The organism is Secundilactobacillus similis DSM 23365 = JCM 2765 (assembly GCF_001311075.1).
Taxonomy (GTDB): Bacteria; Bacillota; Bacilli; order Lactobacillales; family Lactobacillaceae; genus Secundilactobacillus; species Secundilactobacillus similis.
The window spans coordinates 1-15,173 of the sequence record NZ_BBAD01000019.1 but is presented as its reverse complement, the minus strand read 5'-3'; the positions used below and the strand labels follow the sequence as shown (position 1 = coordinate 15,173).

8 protein-coding genes and 4 pseudogenes are annotated in these 15,173 nt (G+C 49.5%); 5 read left to right on the top strand and 7 right to left on the bottom strand.

Annotated features, from left to right (window positions below; translation table 11 throughout):
- Positions 1-84 precede the first annotated feature (84 nt).
- The 3 genes and pseudogenes from JCM2765_RS06220 (at position 85) to JCM2765_RS06210 (ending at position 4,368) form a co-directional block, all read left to right on the top strand.
- The gene (locus JCM2765_RS06220; RefSeq protein ID WP_054735029.1) at positions 85-1,317 is read left to right on the top strand and encodes a D-alanyl-D-alanine carboxypeptidase family protein; all 1,233 of its coding nucleotides are present in this window, start codon (positions 85-87) and stop codon (positions 1,315-1,317) included.
- Positions 1,318-1,507: 190 nt separating this feature from the next.
- A pseudogene (locus tag JCM2765_RS06215) lies at positions 1,508-2,787 on the top strand (homoserine dehydrogenase).
- A gap of 309 nt (positions 2,788-3,096) precedes the next feature.
- Positions 3,097-4,368 carry a C1 family peptidase gene (locus JCM2765_RS06210; RefSeq protein ID WP_054735078.1) on the top strand — a complete coding sequence of 424 codons (1,272 nt, stop codon included), beginning with the start codon at positions 3,097-3,099 and terminating at the stop codon, positions 4,366-4,368.
- 284 nt (positions 4,369-4,652) lie between these two features.
- On the opposite strand, the gene lepB is transcribed toward JCM2765_RS06210, so the two are convergent.
- The 4 genes from lepB to JCM2765_RS06190 form a co-directional block, all read right to left on the bottom strand.
- Complete coding sequence (lepB, locus tag JCM2765_RS06205; RefSeq protein WP_054735027.1) at positions 4,653-5,234, bottom strand: signal peptidase I; 582 nt, start codon at positions 5,232-5,234, stop codon at positions 4,653-4,655.
- A 184-nt stretch (positions 5,235-5,418) separates the two neighbouring features.
- Positions 5,419-6,303, bottom strand: a complete 885-nt coding sequence (locus JCM2765_RS06200) for an alpha/beta hydrolase (RefSeq protein ID WP_054735024.1) — start codon at positions 6,301-6,303, stop codon at positions 5,419-5,421.
- 16 nt (positions 6,304-6,319) lie between these two features.
- Positions 6,320-6,517, bottom strand: a complete 198-nt coding sequence (locus JCM2765_RS06195; protein WP_054735021.1) for a hypothetical protein — start codon at positions 6,515-6,517, stop codon at positions 6,320-6,322.
- Positions 6,518-6,724: 207 nt separating this feature from the next.
- Positions 6,725-7,081: an iron-sulfur cluster biosynthesis family protein gene (locus JCM2765_RS06190; RefSeq protein WP_054735017.1), complete on the bottom strand. Its 357-nt coding sequence runs from the start codon at positions 7,079-7,081 to the stop codon at positions 6,725-6,727.
- 197 nt (positions 7,082-7,278) lie between these two features.
- On the opposite strand from JCM2765_RS06190, the pseudogene JCM2765_RS06185 reads away from it, so the two are divergent.
- Together JCM2765_RS06185 and JCM2765_RS06180 are read left to right on the top strand one after the other, a co-directional pair.
- A pseudogene (locus JCM2765_RS06185) lies at positions 7,279-7,781 on the top strand (acyl-CoA thioesterase).
- Positions 7,782-8,301: 520 nt separating this feature from the next.
- Positions 8,302-9,492: an NADH-dependent flavin oxidoreductase gene (locus tag JCM2765_RS06180; RefSeq protein WP_054735014.1), complete on the top strand. Its 1,191-nt coding sequence runs from the start codon at positions 8,302-8,304 to the stop codon at positions 9,490-9,492.
- A 618-nt stretch (positions 9,493-10,110) separates the two neighbouring features.
- On the opposite strand, the pseudogene mnmG reads toward JCM2765_RS06180, so the two are convergent.
- The 3 genes and pseudogenes from mnmG to jag all read right to left on the bottom strand — a co-directional run bounded on the left by mnmG (position 10,111) and on the right by jag (position 15,005).
- Positions 10,111-12,025: pseudogene (gene mnmG, locus JCM2765_RS06170) on the bottom strand (tRNA uridine-5-carboxymethylaminomethyl(34) synthesis enzyme MnmG).
- Between the two features lie 54 nt (positions 12,026-12,079).
- Positions 12,080-13,470, bottom strand: a pseudogene (gene mnmE, locus JCM2765_RS06165) (tRNA uridine-5-carboxymethylaminomethyl(34) synthesis GTPase MnmE).
- Positions 13,471-14,246: 776 nt separating this feature from the next.
- Entirely contained in the window at positions 14,247-15,005 is a 759-nt protein-coding gene (gene jag, locus JCM2765_RS06160) for an RNA-binding cell elongation regulator Jag/EloR (protein WP_054735001.1), read from the bottom strand.
- Between the last annotated feature and the right edge of the window lie 168 nt (positions 15,006-15,173).

Here is a 15,173-nt window from a genome sequence, read left to right as displayed (position 1 = left end):
AAATCTTTGCTATACTGGATGCTATCTTTGTAACGGAGGTCCCGACCTATTATTCAGTCGAAAATTAAGCGACGACTGCGTACCTTGCTGATTGCGATCAGCTGTGCGGCACTCGTCTTTACCCCAACCCTAACGAGCTATGCGAAAACTAAAAAAGATACTAAAATGTCGTCTTACAAAAAGGTCAAAGCTGCTTATGTGATGGATGCCAAGAGTGGCCAGACGCTTTATGATGACCGTGGCGATAAGGAATTACCGATCGCCAGCCTGTCTAAGATGATGACCCTGTATTTAACCACCCAAGCCATCAAACAACACCAACTCAAGTGGTCTGATAAGGTCAGCGTAAATAAGCAACTCATCAAGATGAGCAAAAACTACGCGCTGGGCACGTTTAAAATCAACCGCAGCAAGCAGTACACGGTCAAACAACTCTACCAAGCCGCGCTGATTGCGTCGTCTAATTCGGCCGCCATCGCCCTTGGCGAAGCGGTGACGGGTGGCGATAATGCTAAATTCATCGCCAAAATGAACCAGCAAGCCAAGGCCTGGCACCTCGACGCCAACTTCATCAGTAGTTCCGGCCTCGACAATTCCGATTTGCACCACTACGGCTATCAGATCAAGGGGACGACTGCTAACCAGCAGAACCTCGTCAGTGCCAAGGCCATTACGGTCGTTGCGCAGCACTTGGTTGATGCCTTTCCACAAATCACCAAGTGGAGCAGTAAGGCCACTTACGATATTGGCAACCAAACCCTGATCAACGCCAATTCAATGCTCAAAACCGGTGCCTTTTACCGCAAGAGCAATCACTTAGACGGCCTGAAAACCGGCTACACTGAAAAGGCCCACCTCTGTTTGACCATCACCTACTGGCGCCACGGCCGTCAACTGGTCGCAACGATTCTAGGGAGTGACACCACCTTCTCCGCGATGAACGGCATCATTACACATCTGGATAAGGTGTTAAACTACAAGACCATGACGGAAAAGAAGCAGACGTATCGGGTCAAGCACCAAACCGTTAAAACAACGCCAACCGAAACGAAAACCGGCGTCTGGTACCTGAAGAACCAGGATCCAGCCAAAATCAGCATCACCAACAAGCTCACCACCACGACCCTCCCCGTTAAAAAAGGCAGTCTCGTGACCCAAACGAGCTTTAACCATACCGGCTTACCGGCAGCGACCGACCTTGGCCAAACGGCAACCAAGACGGTGACTAAACCTAAAAAATCAAGCAACACCCACAACGTTTCCGGGATCAACCAGTTCTTTAATAGTATCAAGGACTTCTTTACCCACTTGTTTTAAACTTGAAAAGACCACAACGATCGACTAACCCCGATAACCGTGGTCTTTTTTTGTACCTAATACCCGTTTTATTTCACATTTATGAGAATTTCCCGGTTTTTTTCACAATCTTCTAATTTCTTCTGATATACTTTGAGTTAAACTCGCGCCAATCTCATCTGGCGTAATCCAAATAACTGGAGCGATTATCGTGAATACAATCAAAATCGGTTTAATTGGTCTTGGGACGGTCGGGGGCAGCGTGCTGCAGATGCTGACCGAAAACCAGGATAAAGTTCAAAATATTACTGGCCAACGACTCAGCGTCAAAACCATCGTCGTTCGCGACACAGAAAAGCACCAAGCCGCCGTTCCTGAGGGCGTGACCCTTACCAGCGACCTAGATGCCATCATCAACGACCCAGAAATCAAAATCGTGGTCGAAGTGATGGGTGGCGTTCATCCCGCTAAGGAGATCATCACCCAACTGCTTAACGCTAAAAAACACGTGGTCACCGCCAACAAGGACCTCATCGCCTCTGCTGGTGAAGAACTCGCCAACATCGCCCGTGAGAACCACTGTGACCTGATGTACGAAGCCAGCGTAGCCGGTGGGATTCCAATCCTGCGCACCATCGTGAACAGCTTCGCCGCTGACCAAATCCTAGAAGTTAAAGGGATCGTTAACGGCACCACTAACTACATCTTGACCCAAATGCAACGGAAGAACTGGAGCTACGATCAGGCCCTCAAAAAGGCCCAAGAACTCGGCTTCGCTGAATCAGATCCAACAAACGATGTGGCCGGTATCGATGCCGCCTACAAGATGGTCATCTTGAGCCAATTCTCTTACGGGACCCACCTCAAACTGGATGACATGTCGGTTGAAGGGATCCAAACCATTTCGCTTAAGGATGTTGAGCAAGCCGATGCCTTTGGCTACACCATTAAATTACTGGGGATCTCCCGGCGCATCAACGGTGGCGTTTTCGCTGAAGTCGGCCCCGTCTTGGTACCAACCGATCATCCGCTCGCAACCATCAACAACGAAAACAACGCCGTTATGGTGACCGGTCAAGCGGTCGGCGAGACCCTCTTTTACGGACCTGGTGCCGGCGGTTTACCAACTGCCAATAGTGTCCTGAGCGATATCGTGTCGGTCACGAAAAACATCGTGCTGGAGACAACCGGGAACGCCTTTAACAACTACCAAAGCGAATCCGGCAACGTGGATGCCAACGACGTCATCTACCTTACTACCTGTCTCTCAAGATGCTAGACATCCCTGGTCAAATGCTGAAACTGACCCAAGTCATGACCCAAATCGGTGCCAGCTTTAGCCAAATCGTTCAAACCAAGAACGACGACCAATCCGCTCGCGTGGTCATCATCACGCATGATATGTCGAAGGCTCAGTTACACGACTTAAAAGAACAGCTTGAAGCCATCGATACGATTACTTTGTTGTCGGCTTATAAGGTTTTGAAGTAGGCAGTGTGCGGAGCGAGGCGGTTAGAAGGTGGAGTGTAAGCAAGGCTCAGCGAAGCTACCGGGTTTTGGTAGGTTGGCTGAGCCTTGCTTACATGCAACCTTCTGCCTCGCGCAGCACCATTCGGCGTGGTGGCCATAAAGCGCGTGGTTGACAAGTTCTAACTACTCCAGGAACCCTGGAAATAACAGTCCCAGTGGCGCCGAATTTCGTAACTTGAACGAGCGCTTTTAACAGCGGCTTTGGCAAGCGAAGCGGCGACAAACAGCCAACACTCAAATCACGCACTTAACACTTACACCGGAACCCAGATAGTTGCAAGCCAACCTGCCAGCGACGTCATCAAGCGCGCTGTGATGACCAATGGTGTTGATGCTGCCGCAACTGATCCAGCAGCACAATCGCGGTTGCACCGGGTATTTTCCGTTGAATTGCCAACTGGCGGTGTGACTAACCAGAAGCAAAGTGGCCGCTGTTGGGAATTTTCACTTCTGAACACGTTGCGTCATCAATTTGCGACTACCAACAAGGTTAAGGACTTTGAACTCTCCCAAAACTACCTGTTTTTCTGGGATAAGGTTGAGCGCGCCAACATGTTCTACCAGCACATCATCGACACCGCTGATAAGGGCCCGAACGACCGGGAAGTCGCCTTCTACCTCAAAATGGCTGGCGGCGACGGTGGTCAATGGGCTATGGCCGCGGCGTTAGTTCAAAAATACGGTGTGGTGCCTGATTACGTGATGCCTGAAACCTACAACTCAGAGCACACCAAAGCATTTGCCTCAACCCTGGCGTTGAAGATGCGCCGTGATGCTGTTACCTTACGTGATGCGGCAGCCAATGGTGCTTCAGCAGCCGAGTTAGATCAACAGCGCCACACCATGGTCGGCGAAGTTTACCGCATGGCAGCCTACTCCTTTGGCGAACCACCGGCAACTTTTGACCTCGAATATCGTGACGATGATAAGCAACTACATCGCGACGCTGGTTTGACCCCTCAAGGCTTCTACGATAAGTATTTTGGCGTCGATCTCGATGACTATGTCGTCGTCACTAACTCACCCGATAAGCCATTAAACAAACTGTACCGGCTAGCGAGTCAGGAAAACATCGTTGGTGGCAAGCAGATCCAATTCTTGAACGTTGACATGGACGTGCTCAAGCAAACTGCCATCCAACAACTTCAAGACGGCGAAACGATTTGGTTTGGGAACGACGTGCTTCAGCAAATGAGTCGTGAACAAGGCTTCCTTGACGCCAACCTCTTCCGACGCGCGGAACTATTTGGCATCGACCTCACAATGGATAAAGCTCACCGTTTTGCCTACCATGAAGCCGAAGTGACCCACGCAATGACGCTGACCGGCGTTAACCTAGTTGACGGCCAACCTAACCGTTGGAAGGTCGAAAACTCTTGGGGTGAAAAGAACGGCGAAAAAGGCTACTTCGTCATGACCGATGACTGGATGGACCAATTCGTTTACGAAGTGGTCGTTCACAAGAAGTACCTGACGGCCGAACAGCAAGCATTATTAGAAACAGAGCCAGTTGAATTGGCACCGTGGGATCCGTTGATGTAGCAGAGTGTGCGGAGAAAAGCGGTTAAAGACCGGAGCCTAAGGGCCTTTCGCCAGAAGCCCCGGTTTTGGGGGTTGTGGTGGAAGGCCCTTAGGTGCAGGTCTTTGCTTTTCGGAGCACGTTTCGACACGGTTGCCTAAAAGCACCAACGTCACCCTACTGCACATCGCTTCCACGTCAAACTTCCAAAAAACACAATTCAAACAAAAACAGCGCCACGAATTCCAACCAGAATTCATGACGCTGTTCTTTTATCTCCGAGCCACCAACCGCAACTAATCACGCATTAGTAACCCAACGAATTAATATTTTGTCGCTGTTGCTTATCTCCCGTCCAGAACGGTACTTTCACAACCCCAGCGATTTTATCCTTATCCACAAAGCCCCAGTAACGGCTATCATTGGAGACGCTTCGGTGGTCACCCAAGACGAAATACTCGCCCTTTGGCACCACTTTAACGTTGTTGCCCCAACCGTACTGTTTAGCCAGACTCTGCAACGTCCAGTTTCCGGAACCGGTCCCGGTCGTACCTTCTGCCGCGCTAATGAAGCTCTGGTTGATCTGTTTGCCGTTCACGTAGAGTTTGTTGTTCTTGAAGGCCACGGTATCACCAGGCAAGCCAATGACCCGCTTGACGTAATCCGTCCCCGCACTAGCTTCTGGATCCTCGCCATGGGCATCAAAGACAATGACGCTTAAGTGCTTCACACTCGCCTGTTTAAACATCCACACCCGCTCATTATTCGTGAGGTTGGGTTCCATTGAAGGCCCATCCACCCGAACTGGTGATAACACAAAACTCTTTAATAGCACTGCCAACAACAACCCAATGATGACGGGCAGGCCAATTTCTTTTAAAAATTTCATTTGAAAATTCCCCTTCCCTCAGTGTGAACCGAGGTGCTTTTCAGTCGTTTTAGTAGAACACACCAATACTACTCTAGTTACGGTATTTCAAGCAAGTGCTAGGGCACATCAACTTAAAAAGCTGAGTGATAGTTGCCACTATCCTCAGCTTTTTGTTTCTGCTTAAAATTTATTAAATTTCACCTTAACACCACTTCGCCAACCAGTGCGCCCGCTGATTAACGATTTCCGGCGTCATAAAATCAGCTGGTCCATGATGGGCACCTTCAACGATGTGGAGTGCCACACGCGATTCGCCCATGACCGTCATCGCCTGAGCTGCCAAGTTAAACGACTGCACGTAAGGTACCACCGCATCCGCCGTCCCCGCATAAAGCAACAACGGTGGCGTTTCGCGGGTCAAATACTGTGCCGGATCCGCCTGATGCACCAGCGCCGGAATCTGTGTCAGTTCATGATTGCCAAACATAACGCCCTCAAAAGAATCAGCTTGACCAGTTTCCGCAAATTGAGGCGTCATCCCCAACAGTTGAAACTGCGCCGCAAACTGGTCGAATTGATAAGGCCCATACGATGCAATCACGCAGGACACCTTACTAGAGATATCAGGATAGTCGCCCATCCCGTTATCCAGCGCCCCGGTCGCTTCACTAGCCGCGGTCAGCACCGCTAAGTGGGCACCAGAAGATTCACCCATCAACGCGATTTTTCCGGGCGCCAAGTGGTACCGTTCCGCATTGCCCCGGACGAAGCGAATCGCCGCTTTCAGTTCACTGATTTGAACTGGAAACCGGCCCTGCGTACTCAACGAGTAATCCGGACTCACAACGGCATAGCCCTGCGCCAACAACTGCAGTGCCGGCTCTAATTTATGCGAACTCTTTTGACCAAAATACAGCCCGCCACCGTAAACATCGATGATGACTGGAAAGGGACCACTCCCCTCATTAGGCAGGTAAATATCAAGCGTATGTCGCGCACCACTCGCATACGCGATGTCGTGGTACTGCCGCTTGATCCCCGCGGTATTTGCTGGAATTGTCGCTACTGTTCGGTCAATAAATCGCACTTAAAAAGCCTCCTGCTTACATTTCGTCTGTTTTGGCCTGCTTTTGCTGGTCCTTCTTGATGTTTTCGGACACCTTCTGGACCTGGGACCGCTGCCGGTCAAGCCGTTGCTGCTTGGCAGCCACGTAGGCCATGTAAAACTCACCATAATCAAACTCGTGATCATGGCTCCTTCCTGCCGTATACGTTGGTTTATTATCCGTCCATTTCCCCATAGTGGTGCCCTCCTCAAGATTAATTACCTTGATGATACCAGACTAGCGCGACTTTTGAACCCCTAATACAGGAGAACGACAAAATTTTTTCACAAATTGGTGAAGTCGTTATACCAATGATTGGGTCAACCTCTGTTTTAAGAGTATAAAGCCCGCTAAAGTAGGATTTCGTTAGCCATTTCCGTTAACTAGGTCACTTACTTTAAGTCACTTGCGCTCATCCACGATCTCCACGTTTTCATCGATTTTTTCACTATCATCCGCCAAAACTAGTGTCTGATACTTCGGCTGTAACGTCAACGTCATCTGATCGCCCAAAAATTCGTCTGAGTAGCCTTTTACGTAGACGGGTACCCAATTGGTCTCTAGTTGCTCGTCATAGTCCTTAAACGACATTGTATCCGTAATAAGCACTAATTGAAATGAAACTTGCAGCGCAACCAAGCCATGATGTGAATAAGGCCCCACCCCATCATCATAGCTCAGTAACACCCGGGTATTTGGCGTCAAATGCGGTTTGATCCGCGCAATTGCGTCATCTGAAAATTCAAGATATCGTGCCATGTTAATCTCCTCCTCGGCTTTAGATGCCCCCATTATGAAAGTTTCGGTTGCAAAAGGCAATTGAAAACCTCGTTAAATTCAGTTGTGATTCATGTTAAATGCATCCGTCTAAAACAACGTCTTACGGTATATGTAACCGCCACCATTTTTCACAAACTTATGGTACACTAGAATCATTAACGTTGGAGGTCCTAACTATGAGTAAACGTCAACTTACCTGTCACGAAACCCTGTCCATTACTAATCACCGGGTCTTCAGTTCCGATTTGAATGAACACAATACTGTTTTTGGTGGCCAAACCCTATCCATGGTTGATAACACATCATCATCGCCGCTTCTCGTGCGGCCCACCAAGTCACCGCCACGGTCTCGATGGATCACTTGAACTTTATTGCCCCATTTGAGCTGCAGGACGCGATGGTGTTTGAATCTTACGTCACAGGGACTAGTCACCGTTCCCTAGAGGTCTTCGTGAAAGGCATTGGCGAACACCTCCTCACTGGTGAACGCTTCGTCGGCTTCACCTGCTTCGTGACCTTCGTTACAGCAGCCAAACCAGCCGATCCCGAATTACCTGAGATTGTACCGGAAACGGATGAAGAGAAGTTCATCTGCGCGGGTTATCAAGACCGCTTGGCGGAACGAAAAGTGGATCGTGATGAGCAAAAGGCGATCTTTAGTCATTTGAATTTAGATTGACTCGATATCTAGTTATGTGAAATATACAGGCATGACAGTCCTTTAATGTGGGCTGTTGTGTCTGTTTTTTTGTTGTCGTTTGTGTTCAGCGTAAGCATTGGGCGCAATTTGGGTGTCGGCTGTTCGTCATCGCTACGCTCGTCAAAGCCGCATGAAAACCGGCGCTCTCAGACTACAAAATTCGGCGCCACTTAAACTGTTATTTCTAGGGCTCCTGACATTGCAGGAACTTGTCAACCACGCACTTTCTGGCCACCACGCCGAATGGTGCTGCGCGAGGCAGAAGGTTGCATGTAAGCATGACCCAGCCAACCTACCCAAACCCGGTAGCTTCGCTGGGTCATGCTTACACTCCACCTTCTAACCGCCTCGCTCCGCACACTTACGCTGGACACAAACGTAAGCAACATAGGCACTTAAAAGTATCTATCCCACTTTTAAGTACGTACTTGTTTTAACCACCCCAACAACTATACTGACTCTTGTATTCAAAATTCAAAACCAAGAAGGAGTCTTCAGTATGTCTACGAATCACCAATTCCTATCGTCATTTCAATTCAATAACGGCCTCACGCTCAAAAATAGAATCGTGATGTCACCCATGACGACCATGACCAGTTTTTATAACGGGATGATCACCACGGATGAGCTTAACTACTACGCTGCTCGCGCCGCTGGTCCCGGGATGGTGATCACGGGTGTCGCCAACGTCGATGCTTCCGGTAAGGGCTTTGAAGGCGAACTTTCCGTTGCGAGCGATGATATGCTGCCCGGATTGACTAACCTCGCTAAAACGATTCACCAAAATGGGACCAAAGCAATTCTTCAGATTTTCCACGCGGGTCGGAAAACAAACCACCAGATTCTTCGTGGCGAACAACCCGTTAGTGCCAGCGCAATTGCCGCTGTTTATCCCCCTGATTCTGAAACCCCACGCGCAATGACCGTTGCTGAGATCGAACAGCTCATCATTGATTTCGGTGAAGCAACTCGCCGCGCCATCCAAGCTGGATTTGACGGGGTGGAACTTCACGGGGCTAACACCTACTTGATTCAGCAGTTCTACTCCGCTAACTCAAACCAGCGGACCGATGATTGGGGTGGCTCTCGTGACAAGCGGTTGAAGTTCCCACTCGCCGTTATCAGTAGCGTGAAAGCCGCGATTGCCAAATACGCCACTGCCCCATTTGCGTTGGGTTACCGCCTTTCTCCCGAAGAAATCGAAACACCCGGCATCCGCTTAGAGGACTCCCTCTACCTAGTTGATCAAATTAAGACTGAGGTTGACTACATTCACTTGTCGATGGGAAGCTACAAGCGGACCTCATTGAATGATAAGACCAACACTGCAACCTTGATTTCACAGTTCGCAGCCCACACAAACGGTATCGTACCGCTGATTGGCATCGGTTCAGTGGAACTCCCTAGCGATGCCGATGCCGTTCTGGCTGATGGCGCTGATTTAGTCGCCATTGGTCGTGAACTCCTTCGCGAACCACAGTGGGTCCAAAAGGTACAAGCTGGCGATGAAGGCAGTATTCGCACCCAGCTTAGCCCAACTGACATGACTGAGCTTTCGATTCCACCTGTGATGCAAACTTACTTGAGTACCTCGTTTAAGACGGTTATGCAGTTTACGACTGATGGCAAGAAGAATAGCTATCAGGATGAGTTGGCGCCGATGGAAGGGTTTGAGAAGAAGTTACAGTAATGATTTGTTTGTGATTTAACGCTGAAAAAGGCGCCCGCAAATGACCGAGAGTTGGTCGTTTGTGGGCGCTTTTTTGTTTGCTGTTAGTAGATTTTATTTTTTGCGATGACGTTAGAGAATTGGTAAACGTGTCCTAAGGCAGAGAGTTGTACGTAAGCCCTCTCACAACCGGTAACTCGTTACTCACCAGCTGCTACTGGCGACGTGCTTTCCGGCCATTTTATTTTCGGCGCCACTTGGAGTCGCCTTTCCGCTTATCAGTTCTATTGTGAAGTTTGGTAACATTGGTGTTTTGAATCCACCGCGCCGAAATGCGTGAACCAGGGCAGAAGGTTGCATATAAGGAGGGGCCAAGTGAAGCTACCCAAAACCGGTAGCTCGTTACTCGTCAATTGCTTACTGGCGACGTGCTTTCCGGCTACTTTATTTTCGGTGCCACTTGGAGTCGCCTTTCCGCTTATCAGTTCTATTGTGAAGTTTGGTAGTAGTGGTGTTTTGGGGTCACCGCGCCGAAACGCGTTCCACAAGGCAGAGACCTGCACATAAGCCCCTCTCGCACAAACCCAAAACCGGGGTTTATGGCGAGAGGGGCTTATGCTTCGGTCTCTAACCGCCTTGTTACACGCTCTTAACCTTTGCAATCTTCCCCTGCTCAATATAAACACTCAAAATCGCAATATCAGCTGGGTTGACCCCGCTGATTCGGGTTGCTTGGGCAATTGTTTCTGGGCGGATCTTGTTTAATTTTTGGTGGGCTTCCGTTGCGAGACCGTCGATGGCGTCGTAGTCGATCATATCTGGGATCTTCTTGGCTTCCATCTTCTTCATCTTCGCCACGTTTTCCTCAGCCTTCTTGATGTAACCTGCGTACTTGATCCGAATTTCGATTTCTTCGATCACCCGGCGGTCCAATGGTGCATCTGGCGCTGGAATGAACCGCAGTAAGTCCGCGTAGGTGACTTGTGGGCGACGGAGGAAGTCCGCTGCCAACACGCCATCCTTCAATGGCTTTTCGTTGTGAGACATCACGTAGGCGTTAACCTCGTCAGATGGCTTAACGCGAACCGTATTTAACCGGTCGATTTCATCCGTTACGGCTTGGCGCTTGGCCAAGAAATCGTTGTAACGTTCGTCTGAAATCAAGCCCAATTCGTGACCCTTTGGCATTAACCGCAAGTCAGCGTTATCGTGCCGTAAGATCAAGCGATATTCGGCCCGGCTCGTTAATAAACGGTAAGGTTCGTTGGTGCCCTTAGTGACCAAATCATCGATCATGACACCGATGTAGCCTTCAGACCGCTTCATAACGAATGGTTCCTTGTTCAAGGCCCGCAAACCGGCGTTGATACCGGCCATGATGCCTTGGCCCGCAGCTTCTTCGTAACCAGACGTCCCGTTGGTTTGGCCAGCGGTGTACAGGTTCTTCACAAGCTTGGTTTCCAAAGTTGGTCGTAATTGATAAGGTGACACAACATCATATTCGATGGCGTAACCTGGCCGCATCATTTCAGCGTCTTCAAGGCCCTTAATGGAGTGCAAGATCTTTTGTTGCACTTCTTCTGGCATCGACGTTGACAACCCTTGAACGTACCATTCATCCGTGTTCCGGCCTTCAGGTTCCAAGAATAATTGGTGCCGGCTCTTATCAGCAAACCGAACGATCTTATCTTCGATCGATGGGCAGTAACGTGGACCGACCCCTTCGATCACACCAGTAAACATTGGTGCCCGGTCTAGGTTGTCGCGGATAATCTTATGCGTCGTTTCGTTCGTGTACGTTAACCAGCAAGAGAGTTGGTTTTTAAGTGCCAAATAGTTCTCGTCAGGCGTCGTGTAACTAAAGTGGTTTGGTTCAACGTCACCAGGTTGCTCTTCAGTTTCGGCATAGTGAATCGTGTTGCCATCCACCGTGGCGGCGTCCCGGTCTTGAACCGCTTGAGTTCCAAACCGTACTTTTCCAAATTCTTCGTCAGCTTCATCGCTGGTTGTGAGTTATTTGGTCCTGAAGAATACATGAGTTCACCAATGATGATTTTCCCACGCGCAGCGGTCCCAGCAGCGATGACGACGGCCTTGGCAGAATACCGGGCCCCGGTATTTGTGATAACGCCCTTGCAGACCCCGTCTTCAACGATTAAGTCGTCAACGATGCCTTGACGTAACGTCACGTTAGGTTCCTTTTCCAAGGTGTGCTTCATTTCAGCGTGGTAAGCGTGCTTATCAGCCTGTGCCCGTAAGGCACGGACGGCTGGACCCTTCCCAGTGTTCAACATCCGCATCTGAACGTAGGTTTTATCGATGTTGCGACCCATTTCGCCACCCAAGGCGTCAATTTCACGCACGACAATGCCCTTTGCGGGGCCCCAACTGATGGGTTACATGGCATAAAGGCCACCATATCTAAATTAATTGTCATTAACAGGGTCTTGTTCCCCATCCGGGCAGCGGCTAACGCGGCCTCAGTACCGGCGTGGCCAGCACCAACGACGATCACGTCAAAGTCCTTACCCTGGTAAGGTTGAATCTCAGGCATATCAGTTCCTCCTAATCATGCGCATCCGATGATACGCGGGTACTCAGTTTAAAGTTATTTACCAACACAGAATTGACTGAAGAGTTGGTCTAGTAGTTCATCTTGGTAGCTGTCGCCGGTAATTTCACCCAATAGGTTCCAGCAACGGGTCATGTCGATTTGAACGAGGTCAACTGGCATGCCAGCTGCAATCCCGTTCATGACATCGTCCAAGGCTTGGCTGGCTTGGTTTAATAAGCCAATGTGCCGGGCATTGGTCACCATCACGTTACCGCGACCGGTTTCGATACCAACATCGAAGAACAGGTGGCTGATTTCGGCTTCCAGCTGATCAACCCCCTTATTTTGCAGGATCGATGTTTGGATAATCTTCGTGTCACCCGCCAACTGTTGTAATTCGCCTAAATCGAGTTGAAGTGGCAAATCCGTCTTGTTGAGGATGATGATCCGCTTTTCATCGGCCATATCCGTCAACAATTGGCGATCTTCCGACGTTAACGGTTCGCTAGCGTTCAAGACTAGCACCACCAGATCAGCAGCCGCAATCGCCTTTTTTGAGCGTTCCACCCCGATTTTTTCAACCGTATCATCCGTTTTATGGATACCGGCAGTATCAACCAGTTTCAGTGGCACCCCACCAACGTTGACGTATTCTTCGATCACATCTCGAGTCGTCCCGGCAACGTCGGTCACGATGGCCTTATCTTCGTGGAGTAATTCGTTCAGCAGACTGGATTTACCAACGTTGGGCCGACCAACAATGGCCGTTGCCAGGCCGTCACGAAGGACTTTGCCTTGTTTAGCAGTCTTCAACAGTTGGGTAATTGACGCTTGAACCTCCTGCGCCTTTTCCAGCAACAACTTTGTGGTCATCGTTTCCACATCGTCGTATTCAGGATAATCGATGTTGACCTCAACTTGTGCTAGTACTTCCAAGATATCTTGCCGTAAATGCTTAATTAAGCGCGACAGGTTCCCGTCTAGCTGGTTTAAGGCAACTTTCATCGAGCGGTCGGTTTTCGCCCGAATAAGGTCCATAACGGCCTCTGCTTGGGATAAGTCAATTCGACCATTCAAAAAGGCCCGTTTGGTAAATTCACCAGGTTCGGCTAACCGCGCCCCTTGGCTTAAAATGAGCTGTAAGATTTGGTTAGTGGCCATCAACCACCGTGACAGTTGATTTCAACAACGTCTTCGCGCGTGTAAGTCTTAGGCGCCCGCATCACGGATGCCATAACTTCATCGACTTCAGAGCCGGTTTCAGGGTCAATAATGTGACCATAATTGATCGTATGACTGGCAACATCCGCCAACGACTTCCCTTTAAATAATGGGGCAACAATTTCAAACGTCCGTTCACCACTGATCCGAATAATCGAGATTCCACCCTCACCAGGTGGCGTAGCAACGGCCGCAATCGTATCAAATTCACTAGTTGTGGACATGAAAAAACCTCCTTGTAGCCAGAGTGCGGAGAGAAGCGGTTAGAGACCGGAGCGTAAGCTACCTTTGCCAGAAATCCCGGGTTTTGGGATTTGTGGTGAAGGTAGCTTACGTGCAGGTCTCTGCTTCTCGGAGCACGTTTCGGCTATCTAACATAACACGACTAAACTAACATTAACTCGTTATTAATACAGCCAGAGCGCGGAGCAAGTCTCTGCCTTGCGGAACACGTTTCGGCTATATAACATAACAACTTCTAACTAATCAAGTCAGCACAGCGAGGAAACAAGTCCCTCAACCACCAACACTAACTTTTACATACTCTTCTAAAAACGCATTACGGCTAACAACAATAACACGTCCCGCCCAGATTTACCCACCATTTGGCTCACCAACGCACACGCCAGCACCCAAACAACGACTAAACTGGTCATTCTCCTAAACCGTCAGAGCCACTGACCTGCCCGCCGACCATCACTGAACTCAACTTACTTTCAGCAATGCCATTGCGACAGCTTTCATCAACAGCGGACCTTTTTCAAACTGATTGCTCAGCTTTTCACGCACAAAAAAAGTGCCCACTCCATGCCCCTAACAGCATGGATAAAGCACTTTGACTACTTTATCTATTTAAGATAAGAATGATTAGTTAATATACTAGAATGAATTCAGACGTTTGTCAACCGCCTAAACCCGAACTATCCTAGCCAAAATTCACGGCAAATGCGGTGTGGTAGGCCTGCCGCCAATTTCGATTTAATCAACGTTAATTACCCGGTTACCGTGGTGTGATCACGACGGCTCGCTTGGGTTCAGCACCGGCAGAATAGGTCACCACGTGGTCATTATCTGCCAGCACGCTGTGGATCTGTTTGCGCTCAAATGATGGCATTGGATCCAGGTAAACCGGTTTTCCAGTGGCAACGACCTCGCGAGCCATGTTCTCTGCTAGGCGGGTCAACGTTTCCAACCGACGTTCCCGATAGTTGGCAACGTCTAACGTCACCACTAGCTTTGAGAAACGTTGGTGGTTCAAAAACACTTGTGCAAGATTTTGCAATGCGTTAATGGTACGGCCGTGTTTGCCGATCAATAACCCTTCTTGCTCAGTCACAAAGTTGACCGTTACGTTGCGGTGACTAACCGTCACATCACTTTGTGCGTCGATGCCAAGTTGCTCAACAATGGCATCTAAATAGTCGCCTAGCTCACCGGCAACCTGTTGATAAGCCGCCTGACGATCAGCGGGTGCTGATTCTTGCGCTTCTACGGTTGCAACGGGTGTTGCGACCGCGGTCGCTGTCGTTTCAGCATCCGCTACCGTTTCGACGGGTTGCGTTTCCGATACCGGCGTTGCGGTTGGCTGTGTTTGCGGAATTGGCGTTACGTCAATTTCCGCCGCTCGAGCACCAATTCCCAAGAACCCTCGTCTAGGCGTCGTCAGAACCGTGACGTCAACCTGTGATCGGTCTAGATTTAGTTCTTGCAGTGCGGCTTCGATTGCAGAATCAATGGTGCCGCTTTTAAATACAGTCATGTGCGTTGTGCTCCCTTCAAAATGGTTAAAACCCCACTCTATATAGTAAAGCATGGACCCCGGCGTTACTAGTGGTAAACGGAAACTGTAATATTACAGAGTGGTTCAAAACGCGCTTAGGCCCCAAGAGTGTAAGCCCCTAAAGGCGTAGATTCTGGGTTTCGAATC